Source organism: Thalassospira sp. UBA848 (assembly GCF_002295455.1).
Lineage (GTDB): Bacteria > Pseudomonadota > Alphaproteobacteria > Rhodospirillales > Thalassospiraceae > Thalassospira.
In genome coordinates, this window is sequence record NZ_DBGS01000095.1 from 1 (window position 1) to 16,922 (window position 16,922).

The 16,922-nt window shown below is 54.1% G+C and carries 16 protein-coding genes; all 16 read right to left on the reverse strand.

Annotation, left to right across the window (positions count from 1 at the left end; all coding sequences use genetic code 11):
- Nucleotides 1–903 (reverse strand): M50 family metallopeptidase (locus B2R48_RS13635; RefSeq protein ID WP_297001354.1); only part of this gene is annotated, 903 nt, incomplete at its 3' end.
- A 38-nt stretch (nt 904–941) separates the two neighbouring features.
- A complete protein-coding gene (locus B2R48_RS13640; protein WP_297001357.1) occupies nt 942–2,102 on the reverse strand; it encodes a 1-deoxy-D-xylulose-5-phosphate reductoisomerase in 1,161 nt (386 codons plus the stop codon).
- Between the two features lie 39 nt (nt 2,103–2,141).
- Entirely contained in the window at nt 2,142–2,960 is an 819-nt protein-coding gene (locus tag B2R48_RS13645) for a phosphatidate cytidylyltransferase (RefSeq protein WP_297001360.1), read from the reverse strand.
- Complete coding sequence (locus tag B2R48_RS13650) at nt 2,947–3,687, reverse strand: isoprenyl transferase (protein WP_297001361.1); 741 nt, start codon at nt 3,685–3,687, stop codon at nt 2,947–2,949. Before B2R48_RS13650 ends, B2R48_RS13645 begins: the two co-directional genes overlap by 14 nt.
- 2 nt (nt 3,688–3,689) lie before the next feature.
- Complete coding sequence (gene frr, locus B2R48_RS13655) at nt 3,690–4,253, reverse strand: ribosome recycling factor (protein ID WP_062954605.1); 564 nt, start codon at nt 4,251–4,253, stop codon at nt 3,690–3,692.
- A 2-nt stretch (nt 4,254–4,255) separates the two neighbouring features.
- The gene (pyrH, locus tag B2R48_RS13660; protein ID WP_062955241.1) at nt 4,256–4,987 is read right to left on the reverse strand and encodes a UMP kinase; all 732 of its coding nucleotides are present in this window, start codon (nt 4,985–4,987) and stop codon (nt 4,256–4,258) included.
- Nucleotides 4,988–5,153: 166 nt separating this feature from the next.
- Nucleotides 5,154–6,077 carry a translation elongation factor Ts gene (gene tsf, locus B2R48_RS13665; protein ID WP_297001366.1) on the reverse strand — a complete coding sequence of 308 codons (924 nt, stop codon included), beginning with the start codon at nt 6,075–6,077 and terminating at the stop codon, nt 5,154–5,156.
- An 87-nt stretch (nt 6,078–6,164) separates the two neighbouring features.
- The gene (gene rpsB, locus B2R48_RS13670; protein WP_062954600.1) at nt 6,165–6,944 is read right to left on the reverse strand and encodes a 30S ribosomal protein S2; all 780 of its coding nucleotides are present in this window, start codon (nt 6,942–6,944) and stop codon (nt 6,165–6,167) included.
- Nucleotides 6,945–7,175: 231 nt separating this feature from the next.
- Nucleotides 7,176–10,661, reverse strand: a complete 3,486-nt coding sequence (gene dnaE, locus B2R48_RS13675) for a DNA polymerase III subunit alpha (RefSeq protein ID WP_297001369.1) — start codon at nt 10,659–10,661, stop codon at nt 7,176–7,178.
- An 89-nt stretch (nt 10,662–10,750) separates the two neighbouring features.
- The gene (locus B2R48_RS13680) at nt 10,751–11,485 is read right to left on the reverse strand and encodes an ABC transporter ATP-binding protein (RefSeq protein ID WP_213473306.1); all 735 of its coding nucleotides are present in this window, start codon (nt 11,483–11,485) and stop codon (nt 10,751–10,753) included.
- A complete protein-coding gene (locus B2R48_RS13685; RefSeq protein WP_297001373.1) occupies nt 11,478–12,728 on the reverse strand; it encodes a lipoprotein-releasing ABC transporter permease subunit in 1,251 nt (416 codons plus the stop codon). Before B2R48_RS13685 ends, B2R48_RS13680 begins: the two co-directional genes overlap by 8 nt.
- 119 nt (nt 12,729–12,847) lie before the next feature.
- On the reverse strand, nt 12,848–14,173 hold the full coding sequence (gene proS / locus B2R48_RS13690) for a proline--tRNA ligase (protein WP_297001376.1): 1,326 nt from the start codon (nt 14,171–14,173) through the stop codon (nt 12,848–12,850).
- Nucleotides 14,174–14,335: 162 nt separating this feature from the next.
- On the reverse strand, nt 14,336–14,830 hold the full coding sequence (locus tag B2R48_RS13695; RefSeq protein ID WP_297001378.1) for a hypothetical protein: 495 nt from the start codon (nt 14,828–14,830) through the stop codon (nt 14,336–14,338).
- A 482-nt stretch (nt 14,831–15,312) separates the two neighbouring features.
- Nucleotides 15,313–15,552, reverse strand: coding sequence for a DUF1467 family protein (locus B2R48_RS13700; protein WP_213473310.1), 240 nt, complete (start codon nt 15,550–15,552; stop codon nt 15,313–15,315).
- A gap of 113 nt (nt 15,553–15,665) precedes the next feature.
- Nucleotides 15,666–16,070, reverse strand: a complete 405-nt coding sequence (mce, locus tag B2R48_RS13705) for a methylmalonyl-CoA epimerase (protein ID WP_044826779.1) — start codon at nt 16,068–16,070, stop codon at nt 15,666–15,668.
- Between the two features lie 105 nt (nt 16,071–16,175).
- Nucleotides 16,176–16,922 (reverse strand): MBL fold metallo-hydrolase RNA specificity domain-containing protein (locus tag B2R48_RS13710; protein WP_297001382.1); only part of this gene is annotated, 747 nt, incomplete at its 5' end.

Genomic DNA, 16,922 nt, shown 5'->3' on the forward strand with positions numbered 1-16,922 from the left:
CAGGTTGATCAACCCAAGGCTGATGGAAAGATAGCCCATGAAGAACAGAAGCGGTGCGATGCCCCCTTCGGCCACCTGCCCTGACATTTGAGCGATCCGTATCGGGCCACCCAGCTCAGAACTATCACGATCGCCACTGATCATTTCACCAAGTGCAGAGAATGTCTGAGTGGTCAGCGAATAGGTTGTCTCGAAGGCGCGACCAACGGATTGCACAACGCCGGTGCGGCTCATCTCAAAATCACCCGCTGTAATGCCAAGACGCCCGACGGTCGCGGTCATCCCGCCCTCGTCCACTTCAACGGCTTCGGGCGTTACGGCCAAATCAACGATGTCACTGTCGCGTTGGACCGTGACGGAAATCAGTTGCCCGGGATTTGCGCGCACAATGTCGGAAAGCTCAGAAAACCATTCAACCGACTGACCGTTGATCGCCGTGATCCGGTCATCGGCCATCAGGCCCGCGCTAGATGCCGGGCTGTTTTCAAGAACTTCGCCAACAACAGGCAAGGCACGCTGTTGTCCGACAGCAGCAAACAGGAACGTAAAGACGATGATGGCAAAGATGAAATTGGCCAACGGCCCTGCAAAGACGATTGCCGCACGTGCCGCAACACCTTTGTGATGGAAGGCATGTTTCGCCTCTTCTGCATCCAGGTCATCCCGACCACCGGCACTGGCCGGGTTCATATCGCCAAACATCTTGACGTAACCGCCAAGCGGAATAAGGCTGACCTTCCAACGAGTACCTTTTTTATCCTGCCAGCCGAAAAGTTCCGGGCCAAACCCGATTGAAAAGGCTTCGACCTTTACGCCGTTTTTGATTGCCACCCAGTAGTGACCATATTCGTGAACGAACACGAGCACCGAGAGCACAAAAAGAAAAGCAAGCAAGGTTTCCATCAAAAGTTCCCTAAGCCGGTCAAACCAGCGATTTTAATTTAAGCGGAAGCAAGACACGCCATCGTTTCCCGGCGCACCATCGCATCTGTTTCAAACACCTGATCAAGGCTGGTCAGCGCTTCGCTTCCAAGTCTTGTCATAACTTTTTCAACAGTCACGGCAATATCGAGAAAACCGATTCTGTCTTTTAGAAACGCCTCAACCGCAACCTCATTCGCAGCGTTCAGAACAGTAGGCAGCGTGCCACCTTCCTGCAAGGCCTGTCGCGCAAGACGAAGTGCCGGGAAACGATCTGTGTCAGGCTTTTCAAACTTCAAGCTGCCGATCGTGGCAAAATCAAGACGCGGTGTGTCAACCTTGATCCGGTCCGGCCATGAAAGCGCATAGGCAATCGGGGTCCGCATGTCGGGTGTGCCGAGTTGGGCGAGGACGGACCCATCGGAATATTCCACCATGCTATGAACAACCGATTGGGGATGAACAACAATCTCGATCTGTTCCTCTGCCACAGGAAACAGATGCCATGCTTCAATCAGTTCCAGGCCCTTGTTCATCATCGTTGCCGAATCAATCGAGATTTTTGCGCCCATTTCCCAGTTGGGGTGTGCCAGGGCCTGTGCACGGGTCACCGAACGCATATCGTCCAGAGGCCATGCGCGGAAAGGTCCACCAGAGGCCGTCAGCAAAATACGATCAACGCGGGACTCCTCGTGATCTTCGAGCACCTGAAAGATCGCGCTGTGCTCTGAGTCCACGGGGATCAGGGTCGCACCGTGCTTGGTAATTTCGGCCGTCATCAAGGCGCCGGCACAAACCAGCGTTTCCTTGTTGGCCAGACCGATGCGTGCGCCGCGACGAATAGCAGCCAAAGTCGGTTTTAGTCCTGCGGCGCCAACAATTGCGGCAATGACGATGTCAGATGGACGCTCTGCAGCCTCAATCAAAGCATCTTCACCAGCAGCAAGTTCGATGCCTTTGCCGGCCAAGGCATCCTGTAGCGCCCCGAAGAAGGCCGGATCGCCAATGACAGCGCATTTGGCATCAAGCTCGATCGCTGCTTTTGCCAGCGCATCGACATTGCGATGAGCGGTAACGGCCTCAACAGCATATTTGTCAGCGTGGGACTTCAGAACATCAATGGTGCTGGCCCCAATGGAGCCCGTAACACCAAAGACACTGACGGATTTCTTTAAAGTCATCAAACACCTGTAAGGACAGCAGCCAAGATTTTGACTGCCTTAACGCAGAGATAGCCCTGCGAAACAGATAATAGCAAAGGCAACCGGGAACACCGACAACATCCCGTCAGCGCGATCAAGCAATCCGCCATGGCCCGGAATTAGACCGCTGCTATCCTTGATCTCGAAACGGCGTTTAAGAGCGGACTCACCAAGGTCACCGATCTGCGCAACAATCGCCAGCACCATACTGACGCCAACAATGATCCAATTGACTGAATCGGAACTGAAATAGGTTACCAGACCACCGATGATCCCGGCACAGATCATACCACCAATCAATCCTGCCCAGGTCTTCTTTGGGCTAAAGCGTGGTGCCAGTTTCGGACCGCCGATGGTCTTGCCAAACACGTAACCACCGGTGTCAGTGGCCCAAACAAGGAAGAACAACCACATAATGATCAGGAGACCATCACCCTCGTGGGTTCGCAGCCAAAGCGCCGCTAATGCCGCAAGCGAGATATACAGCACGCCGAACCCGGCAAGCAGCCAGTTTCGTCCCGACCGCGCCGCGGCGATGATCACACCAATCGCAACCGGCATGATCATGTATTCTTCCTGACCGGTCGCATACATCATCATGGCAACCGCAAGGGCAACACCCGTTACAACCGAGATGCCATTGTAATACTTGGGCGCACACATCCGCGACCATTCCCACATCATCCCGGCGCAGAATACAAACAGCAATATGTCGAAATAAGGAGCGCCGAACCAGACAGCCGCGACAGCCACGGGTGCCATGACCAACGCAGAAAGAACGCGTGGGAGCAAACCGGAATTGGTATCTTTTTGAACTTTGGTCTCAGATGACGGCACCAAAACGCCGCTCCCGCCCGGCAAAGTTATCGATAGCTTTTTCAAGGTGGCTGCGATCAAAATCCGGCCACAGAACATCTTCGAAGACAAATTCCGTGTAAGCTGACTGCCAAAGCAGGAAGTTGCTAATGCGCTGCTCACCACTGGTCCGGATCAGAAGGTCCGGATCCGGGATACCTGCCGTCGACAGATTTTCCTCGATAAGCTCTTCTGTAATCAAGTCTGCAGAAAGTTCACCTGCTGCAACCTTGGCCGCAATGTCGCGCACAGCCTGAGTTATCTCAGCCCGCGCACCATAGCTCAGCGCGATGGTGAGGTTCAGGCGCGTGTTATCACGGGTCTGATTTTCAGCCTTGGCAAGAAGTTCGCGAATATCATCGGCGAACCGCGAACGATCACCGATAATACGAATTTTCACGCCATTCTTGTGCAAAGTGGACAATTCACGCTTCAGAAACAGGCGCAGCAACCCCATCAGATCGCTGACCTCGCTTTCTGGTCGCTTCCAATTCTCTGTCGAGAAACCATAAAGCGTGAGATACTCGATGCCGAGTTCGGCCGATGCCTCAATCGTGCGGCGTACCGCATCGACACCAGCACGATGCCCCATGGTACGGGGACGCCCACGACCACGGGCCCAGCGTCCGTTGCCATCCATAATGATGGCAACGTGGCGCGGTACACAGGTCAGATCTGAAGCTTGGGGTTGCGAAGAAAGCACAGCCATAATCAGACTTGCATGATTTCCTGTTCTTTGTGCGAGAGCGCTTCATCAATCTCGCCAATGACCTTGTCGGTCAGCTTCTGAACTTCTTTTTCCTCGTTGTGCATCTCGTCCTTGGAGATGTCACCGTCTTTTTCCCACTTTTTCAGCTGGTCCATGCCGTCGCGGCGAACGTTACGAACAGAAACCTTGGCCTGCTCGGCATACTTGCCGGCAACTTTCGACAGTTCAGCGCGGCGTTCTTCGTTAAGGGCCGGAATCGGAACGCGAACAAGTGTGCCATCAGCCGCCGGATTCAAACCAAGACCGGACTCACGAATGGCTTTTTCGACGGATTTCACCATCGACTTGTCCCAGACCTGAACAGAAAGCATGCGCGATTCTGGAACGCTGACAGATGCCACCTGGTTAAGCGGGGTCGGAACGCCGTAAGCTTCAACCATAACCGGCTCAAGAAGGCTTACACTGGCACGTCCGGTGCGCAGACCGGTAAATTCCTTGTGCAGTACTTCGACAGCCCCTTCCATACGGCGGGACAGGTCCTTTTTTAGGCCAGCAACGTCAGACACGTTCAGTCTCCATTCGAAATAATCGTAAACGTCCCCTTTGCAGTAACAACGTCTGCAAAGGCACCCGGATTATGCAAAGAAAATACGATAACCGGAATATCATTTTCGCGTGCCAAAGAAATAGCCGATGCGTCCATAACACGCAAATCTTTGGACAAAACTTCCATGTATGTGAGTTCGTCGTAACGCTCTGCTGTCGGATCGGTTTTCGGATCCGCAGTGTAGACACCGTCAACCTGGGTGCCCTTAAGCAATGCGTCACAGCCCATTTCGACCGCGCGCAAGGCAGCAGCGGTATCGGTGGTAAAGAACGGGTTACCGGTCCCTGCGGCAAAGATCACCACACGACCTTTTTCCATGTGACGCACGGCACGACGACGAATATAGGGCTCACAAACCGACGACATCGGGATGGCAGATTGAACGCGGGTCTGAATGCCGTGGCGTTCCAGCGCATTCTGAACGGCCAATGCGTTCATGATGGTGGCGAGCATGCCCATATAGTCGGCAGTTGCGCGTTCCATGCCCTGGGAGGCACCCTTGACGCCGCGGAAGATGTTCCCCCCGCCAATCACCATGCAGACTTCGGCACCCATGTCGTGAACGGCTTTGATTTCGCTGGCAATCCGGTCAACCGTTTCAGGATCAATACCGTATTGCTGATTGCCCAGGAGCCCCTCACCAGAGAGCTTCAAAAGGACGCGACGAAACTTCAGTTGGCCGTTTTCTGCCATGTCGGATTGCCTCTTAAATGCCGATGTAACGCATTGCCCAAACATGGGAAATGCAAAATTCAGATATAAAAAGACCGGCGAGTAACAGGGCGGATATGCGCTGCCGACCTCGCCGGTCTGGATCATACACGAAATGGTGGCAAACGCACCATTTCGATCAGATGTTTTATTTGTTCAGCTGCTCTGCAACTTCTGCAGCAAAGTCTTTTTCTTCGCGCTCGATGCCTTCACCGAGTTCGAAGCGAACAAAGCCCTTGAGCGTAATCGGCTTGCCAGCTTCTTTGGCAACGTTCTCGATAACGGTTTTGACTTTGTTTTCACCGTCAATCACGAAGGTCTGCTCAACAAGAACGACCTGTTCGTAATATTTGCGGATACGACCTTCGATCATCTTTTCGATGATCTCTGCCGGGCGGCCCGATTCTTTGGCCTGGTCGGTCAGAACGGCTTTTTCGCGCTCTACCAGTTCCGGATCAAGATCATCAACCGTTGCCGATGCCGGGTTGGTTGCAGCAATGTGCATTGCGATCTGTTTGCCAAGGGCATCAAGAACGCCAGCATCTGCTTCGGATTCGAGCGCAACCAGAACACCGATTTTACCGAGGTCCGTCGCAACAGCAGAGTGAACGTAGGACGCAACAACACCGTTTTCGACCGACAGGCCAGCAGAACGACGCAGGGACATGTTTTCGCCAATGGTGGCGATCATGTGGGTGACCTGCTCTTCGACGTTACGCTCGGTACCCGGGAAAGCAGCTGCTTTAAGGGTGTCGATGTCACCATTCGCAGCAACAGCCTGGTTTGCGATTTCGCCAACAAACTTCTGGAAGTCTTCGTTACGCGAAACGAAGTCGGTTTCAGCGTTCAGCTCGACAACGGCACCTTTGGTGCCGTCAACAGCGACTGCAACCAGACCTTCGGCAGCAACACGGCCAGCTTTTTTGGCAGCAGCAGCAAGGCCCTTGGTACGAAGCCAGTCAACGGCTGCGTCCAGATCACCATCGGTTTCGGACAGCGCCTTTTTGCAATCCATCATGCCAGCGCCGGTGGTTTCGCGAAGCTCTTTAACGAGAGCAGCGGTAATAGCCATTTTTAAAGCCCCTAATTACGCGATCAGGTAAACACCTAACAAAACGGCGGCATGCTAGCCGCCGTTTCATCAGGTACAAAATGAAACTTATGCGGAAGCTTCGTCTGCAGCTTCAGAAGCAGCAGCTGCTTCGGCCGGAACTTCTTCCGCTTCGCCGAGATCTGCGCCAGAAGCAGTCATTTCTTCCTGGATGCCGTCAAGAACGGAACCAACGAACAGATCGCAATACAGCTGAATTGCACGGATCGCATCGTCGTTACCCGGAACCGGGAACTGAACGTTTGCCGGATCAGAGTTGGAGTCGAGGATCGCAACGACCGGGATGTTCAGGTTCTTGGCATCCTGAATAGCAAGCGATTCTTTGTTGGTGTCGACCACGACGATGATGTCAGGAAGACCACCCATGTCCTTAATACCGCCAAGCGCGCGCTCAAGCTTGTCGCGCGAACGGGTCAGGTTCAGGATTTCTTTTTTGGTCAGACCTTCTGCACCGGAGTTCAGGATTTCGTCCTGTTCTTTGAGGCGCTTGATCGAGTTGGAAACGGTGTTCCAGTTGGTCAGCATGCCGCCGAGCCAGCGATGGTTGACATAGTACTGGCCGCAACGCTTTGCAGCGTCTGCAATGATCGGGGAAGCCTGACGCTTGGTACCGACGAAGAGAACACGACCACCCGAAGCAGTAACGTCACGAACGGCCTGCATCGCGCGATGCAGCATCGGGACGGTTTCCTGCAGGTTCAGGATGTGAATGTCGTTACGGGCACCAAAGATGTACGGTTTCATCTTCGGGTTCCAACGGCGGGTGTGGTGACCAAAGTGGACACCAGCTTCCATGAGCTGGCGCATGGTAAAGGTTGGCAAAGCCATGATAATTCCTACCTTTTTCCGGTTAATACCTCCGCGGAAGGGAATTCCATACACCATGTATGAAACACCGGATGGACGAGTTGCCATATGACGGCAATCGCCGCTCTTCCGCGTGCGATGTTCGGGGCGGGTTTTAATCCCCCTCACGCGAGATTGCAACCCCTAAAATGCGCACAAATGCGCGGTTCCCGATGGGCTATTGGGGTAACTTGTTGCAACCAGATGAAATCATCAGATTTCCTCGGCGAATTCCACACCGGGAATCGCGCCAATTGCCCCGATAAGCGACGGGCCGACCTTATAGTTTTCTTCAAGCTCGATCTCGGCCATGCGCCCGTCATCACAAACCGATGACAGGGCAACCAGACCACGCCCCTTACCTGCCTGCTCAAGCAACTGACGGATCTCATCAACGGGATCAGGTCGGTTAAGTCGAATGCGAATGCCTTCGGCAGCACCGGCGACGGCCTTTTCGAGATCTTCGACACGCTGGCCCTGAATGCGAAGCTGTCCATCGCGCATTTCAGCAGAGACATTCAACAATACCGGGCGCCCGGCAGTGATGATTTCCTTATAGGCTGCCCAGGCCTCTGCCCAGAAAGCGACCTCGAAACTGCCGGTCGGGTCCGAGAACATGACAAAGGCGAATTTCGAACCGTTCTTTTTGGAAATCATTTCGCGTGCGTTGATCAGGGTCCCAGCCAAGCGGATAGTGCCCTTGTTTGATGCACGCATGCGCGCAGGCAGTTCCTTGATCGGGGCGATGCCGATGCGCTGGATGCTTTTGCCAAAAGTATCAAGCGGATGAGCCGACAGATAGAACCCAATGGCCGAGAATTCCTCGGTCAGTTTTTCCATCGGGACCCAGTCGCGTTCATCAGGCAGCCGGATCTGGTCCTTGCCAAAGCCGCTGCTGTCGCCAAACATCGAAATCTGATCATCGTTGCGCGCATGCATTTCACGCTGGGCAACGGCGATGACCTTATCGACATTTTCAAACATGACCTTGCGGTTGGCTGCCAGACAATCAAGTGCGCCTGCCCGCACAAGGTTTTCAAGCAGGCGTTTATTGACCGCCCGGCTGTCGATACGCGACGCGAAATCGGTGATGTCCTTGAACGGTCCATTGGCTTCGCGCTCCGCCACCAGGCTTTCCATTGCAGCATCGCCGACATTTCGAACCGCGGCCAGCGCATAACGGATCTTGCGCACGCCATCATGGTTTTCAACCGAAAACGCGACCTGGGAGTTGTTCACGCAAGGTGGCAGGATTTCGATTTCAAGCCGTTCGACCTCCTGCTTGAAAATCGCCAGCTTTTCGGTGTTGTGCATATCAAGCGTCATCAATGCGGCCATAAATTCGACCGGATAGTTCGCCTTAAGATATGCAGTCTGATAAGCCACCAGCGCATAGGCCGCCGCGTGGGACTTGTTAAAGCCATAGGATGCGAATTTGGCAACCTGATCAAAGATGTCAGACGCCTGCCCGCGATCAACGCCGTTCTTTTCCGCGCCATCGACAAACAGGCTACGCTGTTTTTCCATTTCCTCGGCGATTTTCTTACCCATTGCACGGCGCAACAGATCAGCGCCGCCGAGCGAATAGCCGGCCATGATCTGGGCAAGTTCCATGACTTGCTCCTGATAGATCATGATGCCATAGGTTTCTTCGAGGATCGGCTGCAACATCGGGTGCATGTAATCAGGTTCTTCCTGACCGTGCTTACGCGCAATGTAATGCGGAATGTTATCCATCGGACCCGGACGATACAGCGCCACGACAGCGATAATATCTTCGAGCGTATCAGGCTTCAGCCCGCGCAAGACGTCCTGCATGCCCTGGGATTCAAGCTGGAACACGCCGACGGTTTCGGCTGCTGACAACAGCTTGAAGGCCGGGCGATCATCAAGGGGAATTGCACTGATATCAAAGTCTTGCGGCACATCTTTGCGAAGACGCATTAAATTGACGGCCTCGATAATCACCGTCAGGGTCTTAAGCCCCAGGAAGTCAAACTTCACCAGACCGGCATTTTCAACAAACTTCATGTTGAACTGGGTGACCGGCATGTCCGAACGCGGATCGCGATACAGCGGCACCAGTTCATCAAGGTCACGGTCGCCGATCACGACGCCTGCCGCGTGGGTCGATGAGTTACGGTAAAGGCCTTCGATCTGCATGGCGATCGACAGCAGGCGATCAATATCCGGGTCCTCGCGCGCAATGCGGCGCAGGTCCGGTTCCATATCAATTGCTTCCTTGAGCGGGATCGGCTTGGCTGGATCGCCCGGGATCATTTTACAGATCTTGTCGACATAGCCATACGGGATGGACAACACACGCCCGACATCACGCACGGCCGCCTTTGCCTGCAACTTACCAAAGGTAATGATCTGTGCGACGCGGTCATGGCCATATTTTTTCTGAACGTATTCGATCACCTCGCCGCGCCGGTCCTGACAAAAGTCGACGTCAAAGTCAGGCATCGACACACGTTCCGGGTTCAGGAAACGCTCGAACAGCAACGAGAAACGCAACGGATCAAGGTCGGTAATCAAAAGCGCATAGGCCACAAGCGACCCCGCACCCGAACCACGGCCCGGCCCGACGGGGATTTCATGATCCTTGGCCCACTGGATGAAGTCGGCGACGATCAGGAAGTAACCCGGGAAGCCCATCTGGTTGATGATGCCAAGTTCGTAATCAAGGCGTTCCCAATAGGGCTTGGCGATTTCTTCCTTTTCCGCATCCGACATTTCGTCGGTAAAGACATATTTTTCGAGACGGCCTTTCAGGCCTTCTTCGGACATATGGCGGAGTTCATCGACCTCAGTGCGGCCTTCGCCGCAATCAAATGGCGGCAGGATCGGGTCGATCTTTTCAACGTGCCAGGAGCAACGCTTCGCGATCAAAAGCGTATTATCGCAGGCCTCGGGAATATCGGCGAACAAGTCGCGCATTTCAGCAGCCGACTTGAACCGATGGTCCGGGGTGAGTTTCCAACGATCTTCCTGACCAACAACAGCCCCCTGCCCGACGCAAATAAACACGTCATGGGCTTCATACATATCGACCGTCGGGAAATAGCAGTTATTGGTCGCAACCAGCGGAACATCATGATCATAGGCCAGCTTGATCAGGCCGGGTTCGACCTGCTCTTCAAGCGGTTCGCCATGGCGCTGCAATTCAATATAAAGGCGATTGCCAAAGATATCCTTGAGGTCTGCCACGCAGCTTTCGGCCTTATCGACCTGCTCTTCACCCAGTAAGCGCGCAAGCGGACCCGTCGGACCGCCGGTCAGGCAGATGATATGGTCGGAGTATTTTCGGATATGTTCGTAAAGTGCCTTGGGCTCGCTTCCGGCCTCGGACGTCATGTGTGCGCGCGAGATGATTTTCAGCAGGTTGAAATAGCCTTCCTTGTTCTGGGCAATCAGAACAAGGCGATCAGGCATCGGTTCGCGGGCGATTTTGCCAACAGCAGGCTTATCACCATAACGCTCCACACCCATCTGCACGCCAAGGATCGGCTGAATGCCGGCACCACTTAGCGCACCGGCGAAATCAAGTGCGCCGAACATGTTGTCGGTATCGGTCATTGCCACGGCCGGTTGGCCGTCAGCAGCGCAGAGTTTTGCCAGCTCCTTGGTCGTGATCGCACCTTCGGCCAGCGAATAGTTGGTGTGTACACGAAGATGGACGAAACCGTTTTCCATCGGAGCCAGACCTCTGAAATATAAGAAAAATGCAGGATCGTCGCGCCCATCACGGGCACGACAAAACCAGCTTAAAGAATTTTGATCGCTTAGGAAAGATCAGCCGGGTCGAGTTCGATCAAATGACCATCTCGCAGGGTGACCACCCGATCCATCTGACGCGCAAGTTCCGGGTTATGGGTCGCAATCAGCGACGCCAGACCGGTTTCGCGCACAAGCGTCATCAACATCCCAAACACCGTATCCGCCGTTTGCGGATCAAGGTTGCCGGTGGGTTCATCGGCAAACAGAACGTCGGGCACATTGGCCAAGGCACGGGCAATCGCGACGCGCTGTTGCTCCCCACCTGACAGGCGCGCCGGACGATGCCCCGCACGGTTTTCAAGCCCCAGACAGCGCAACAATTCCAGCCCGCGTTCTTCGGCCTCTGGCCGTTTCAGGCCATTGATCATTTGCGGCATAACGACATTTTCAAGGGCTGAAAATTCCGGTAGCAGATGATGGTACTGATAAACAAAGCCAATATGGCTGCGACGCATTTCAGTACGCGCAAGATCAGACAAATCCGTGCTGCGCTTGCCACCGATCGAAACCAGCCCGCCATCAGGCTTTTCAAGCAAACCGGCAATCTGAAGCAGGGTTGATTTACCCGCCCCCGACGGCCCGACAAGGGCCACGATTTCACCCTGATGGATTTCCAGATCGACCGATTTCAGGATTTCGAGCTGATCGGGGCCCTGATTGAAGATGCGATCAATCTTTTCAAGGCGCAGCACGACCTTGCGCGCGCGTTGTTGGGCGGTTGTTTTCAACAGATCACTCATAACGCAGGGCCTCCACCGGATCGAGGCGCGATGCCCGCCATGCCGGATAGACCGTGGCAAGGAAGGACAATGTCAGCGACATGATGCAGACCATAACAACCTCGCCGACATCCATGTCAGCAGGCAGCTGCGACAGGAAGTAAATCTCGGCATTGAACAGGTCGGTCCCGGTCAGGCTTTGGATAAACTGACGGATATTCTCGATATTCAGGCAGAACAGAACACCAATGACCAGACCGGAAATCGTCCCCAGCACGCCAATGGAGGCACCGGCCAAGAAGAATACCTTCATGATCGACTGGCGGGTTGCGCCCATGGTGCGCAGGATGGCGATATCACGCCCCTTGTCCTTCACCAGCATCACCATGCCCGAAATGATGTTAAAGGCCGCGACAAGGATGATCAGGGTCAGGATCAGGAACATCACATTGCGTTCGACCTGAAGCGCGTTAAAGAACCCGGCATTGGATTGCTGCCAATTGACCAGACGCAACGGTGAGCTGGAAAGCGTGCCAAGCAGTTCATCCATCGTGTCATCAAGTGCGCCGATATCTTCGAGCATCACTTCAAAATGGGTGATTTTTTCCGGCAGTCGGAAATAGGTCTGTGCAGCTGCCAGCGGCATGAAAATAAAGCCGCTATCATATTCATACATGCCGATATCAAACAGGCCCGCCACGGTGTAACCACGCACACGCGGCACAGAACCAAATGCCGTGACATTCCCCTTTGGCGAAATCAGATTGACCGTATCACCAACACCGACGCCCAGTTTCATGGCCAGACGCGCGCCCATGATCACGGTGTCTTCGCCCTTGAAATCATCAAGAGATCCGAAAACGATATTGTCCGCGATGGTCTGGCGCTTCTTGACATCTTCGGGGCGCATGCCACGCACAATAGCACCGGATGCACGACCGTTTTTCGATGCCATCACCTGCCCTTCGACCACGGGTACGCTCAGCACCACATTGCCGGTTGTCGCGATCTGTTCTTCGATCTTGGCGTAATCGTCAATGCCCCCGTTCCCCTGTGCATAAACAGATATATGCCCGTTCAGCCCGAGAATGCGGCCAAGCAGTTCCGCCCGGAAACCATTCATCACCGACATGACAATGATGAGCGTCGCAACACCCAGCATAATGCCGAGTAGCGAAAAGATGGCGATGACGGAAACAAAGCCTTCCTGCCGACGTGGACGCAGGTAGCGAAAGGCCACCATACGCTCGAACGGACTGAACATGGGCAATCGATCCTTGTGGAAGCGGAACTGGAAACCGGGTTGGATAAAAAAGACTTAGCACCCAAACCGGAAATGGCAACGGGGCAGCATAGGCCGCCCCGTTTAAATACGTTTCAAGATCAACCCTTGATCTGATTAAGAGCCGCTTCAAAGGTGACTTCGGTTTTCTCACCCGATTTACGGTTCTTGAGCTCGACAACACCGTTCTTGAGGCCTTTGGGGCCGATGACGATCTGCCAGGGCAGACCGATCAGGTCCATATCGGCAAATTTGCCACCCGCGCGGATGTCACGGTCATCATAAAGGACCTCGATCCCGGCATTGTTCAGTTGGGCATAGTAATCTTCACAAGCCGCATCACAGGTATCATCACCGGTGCGCAGGTTGATCAGACCAACCTGATACGGTGCGACGGCTTCGGGCCAGATGATGCCGTTTTCGTCGTGGGAAGCTTCGATCAGCGCACCGACAAGACGCGACACACCGATGCCATAAGAGCCCATCTGAACCGGAACTTCGGTGCCATCCGGGCCAAGAACGGTCGCGCCCATTGGTTCGGAATACTTGGTGCCGAAGTGGAAGATATGACCGACTTCGATACCGCGCGTGGTGACAAGATCATCACCAAGTGCGGTAACCGCATCGTCATTGGCGTCATGCATTTCCTCGGTCGCGGCATAGTCTTTCAGCGTGCCCTGCACCCAGTTTTCAAGGCCGGTACGATCATTAAGATCAACGCCCTTGCCGGTCAGGTCCTTATCAAGCCACTTCTTGTCGCAGAAAACTTCGCTTTCGCCGGTGTCAGCCAGAATGATGAACTCATGGCTAAGATCACCACCGATCGGACCGGTATCGGCGACCATCGGGATCGCCTTGACACCCAGACGGGTGAAAGTCCGGCAATAGGCCAGGAAGATCTTGTTATAGGTGTGACGCGCGCTTTCGTAATCGATATCGAAAGAGTACGCGTCTTTCATATAGAACTCGCGACCGCGCATCACGCCAAAGCGCGGGCGGATCTCGTCACGGAATTTCCACTGAATATGATAGAGCAGCTGCGGCAGTTGCTTATAAGAGCGCACATCCTTGCGGAAGATGTCGGTGATCGCTTCTTCGTTGGTCGGACCAAACAGCATCTTGCGGTCATGGCGGTCGGTGATGCGCAGCATCTCGAGGCCGTAATCATCATAACGACCACTTTCCTGCCAAAGCTCGGCCGGCTGGATGGTCGGCATCAGCAGCTCGTTAAAGCCAATCTTGTCCTGTTCTTCGCGAACGATCTGTTCAATCTTTTTAAGAACACGGTGGCCGAGTGGCAGCCAGGAATAGATCCCTGCGGTCAGCTGACGCACCATACCGGCGCGGAGCATCAGACGATGGGACGCAATCTGGGCTTCCGAAGGGGTTTCCTTCAGGGTCGGCAGAAAGAACTGGGAAAGACGCATCAATGCCTCGTGATGATCAGATCTGAATGTTTAGTAACCTTGCCCGGAAAATGCGACAGAGCAGCCCGAAACGCAAGCCGGAACTTGCTTTATATCGTCTATAGCCGATTAGGCGGCAAAGATGGCAAAACTACGATAGCGAACAACACCCCCAAAGGGCGTTCAGCGAAAGCCCGCCTTGCGGCACGCCTCGATCAATTCTGCACTGTTGGCTGCATCGCCAAGCGGCTGGTCGTCGAAATAGACCTGTCCGTTGCGGTAGGTGATTTTGCCAATGCTTTGTTCGCCGCTGACGCCATTGGGCACCGCAATCCCGGAATACTCAAAGAAATCGATGGAAACCGGGAACTCGATTTCCTTGGGCAATGACTTCAAGATGTTGCTGCCGCCATTCAAATCAGCCGGAGCGACATTGTTGCCACGGACATCCACACCCGGTTTGTAGGCGACGTCATCATCGGCAACATGGCGCACCAGTTCCTTGCAGGCTGAACGCGACACCGTGATTGTCGGTGTCGTTGGCTCGGTCGATGCTGCAGCATCACCTGCAACAGCATTATCAGTTTCTTCGTTGCCAGAAGAGAACGGGGATTCGTCCTGGGCCAGCACAGCGGTCATCGGAAACGCCAGCAACATCACGACAGGAATAGCTGCCAATAGTCTGATTTTATGATCAAATCCGACGCTAGCAATAGACTGGACCCATGGAAAATTGATCATGTTTTAGCTTCGCCCTATCTGTGTGCAGTGCAGCAACGATTCATTTGTGAAGTTTGGTCAAAACATCTTGCATAAAAATGAAACATGTGGCTTTTTAGTCCTCCGCTAACGGCGCAAGATCGTTGCGGATGGCGTATCGCAGCCGCTCATAAAATTGCGGGAGGCTTTGTTGCCAATAAGCATACAAGAAGCTGGCGCGACGTCGAAACAAAACCTGTGCTACGTGCCCAGGTCTTGAGGAGGAAGTATAAAAAGATTACGGGAAAACAGCTATAAAAATAGCGTCTTAGCAAGATCCTTGTGATCTTGCTTTTTTTTTGCCCTCGCCTGCGAGCCATGACTTTTCTGCAAGGCTGAACGACAAAACCCCGCAGCAATTTGTGCGGGGTTTCATATTTTGTGGCCTGTCGGAAATCGACTTATTTCGGCGGGCGCACTTCGATCATGCCGCTGGTAATCACAAACCATGCGACCACCCAAAGAATGGCCGAGATCAGGCTGGTGGCGAGGATCTTTTTCCACATATGCGGTTTTTCCGGCGCACCACTGTCATGGCCGGGCTCAACATTTTCGACCCGTTTTACGCCGACAGGCAGGACCATAAACAGCACCAGCCACCAGATAACGATGTAAACAAGTATTCCGGAAAACCAGTTCATGGATGTCTCTTTGGGTTGGGGTCAAATTATTTGGTCAGCAGACGATAAAAACGCCCGACCCTTTTTGCAAGGCCGGACGCTGTGAGATGGGTCTCGTCAAAGCCGATACGAGATCAAACTTGTTCGAGTTCAACAAGCGTACCGTTGAAGTCCTTGGGATGAAGGAACAAGACCGGTTTGCCATGGGCGCCAATCTTTGGTTCGCCATCCCCCAGCACACGGGCGCCACTTGCCTGCAGCTTGTCCCGTGCAGCCAGAATATCATCGACTTCATAGCAAACATGATGAATGCCGCCCGACGCATTCTTTTCAAGGAATCCCTTGATCGGAGAGTTTTCACCGAGCGGATAGAGTAGTTCGATCTTGGTGTTGGGCAGTTCGACAAAAACAACCGTCACGCCGTGATCAGGTTCGTCTTGCGGCTCCGAGACTTTTGCCCCCAGAACATCGCGATATTGCGCAATCCCGGCCTCAAGGTCCGGTACAGCAATCGCAACGTGGTTCAGCCGTCCAATCATGGTGTTCTCCTAACGTCTTTAATCTGCCCGATTGACGCCAATCTAGGGTCTGAAGCCGGTTGGAGACAACTGCGCTTTTGGTCGAATGCGCCGGTGTATCACCGATTACCCGTTCTCGTTTACGCGCACCAGATGCACCTCGATCAGCGGACGTTTGCCCATCCGTTGGCGCACCGGACGCCGGAGCGCCTGACGCACAGCAAGAATCACCGCGGAATCATCAAGAACTTCTTCGTCATTGAGCTGATCAATGCGATTGCCGATTTCGGCCGCAAAGTGATCCAGACGGGTTTCTTCGCCGGGCTCGTCAAACAGGCTGGGGGCTGTGATCATCGGATCGTTGACCATCTCACCAAATTGGTTGAGCACAACGGTCACAAACATCACGCCATTCCAGACAATGCGATTGCGGTTGCGGAAGGTATCCGCATCGCGTTTGAGCAACCGACCGCCATCAAGGGCCAGAACACCGGCCTCAGCCACACCAATGACGTGGGCATCACCCGGTGCCAAACGAATGACCGTGCCATCATGCGGGATCACCTGTTCAGGGATCTGGCATTCCGCACCAAGGGCAGCCTGTTCGCACAGATGACGGGTTTCGCCATGCACCGGGACCAGGATCTTCGGACGGGTCAGCTGATACATGCGCGTCAAATCCTCGCGGCCGGGATGGCCCGATACATGGATCGGTTCATCGCGCGCAGTTATGACCTTGACGCCACGACGGATCAGCATGTTCTGGATATAGCCGATGGACTTTTCATTGCCCGGAATTTCACGCGCCGAAAACACAACCGTATCGCCCGGATCGAGTTGCACGGTTGGATGATCGCCCTTGGCAATGCGCGA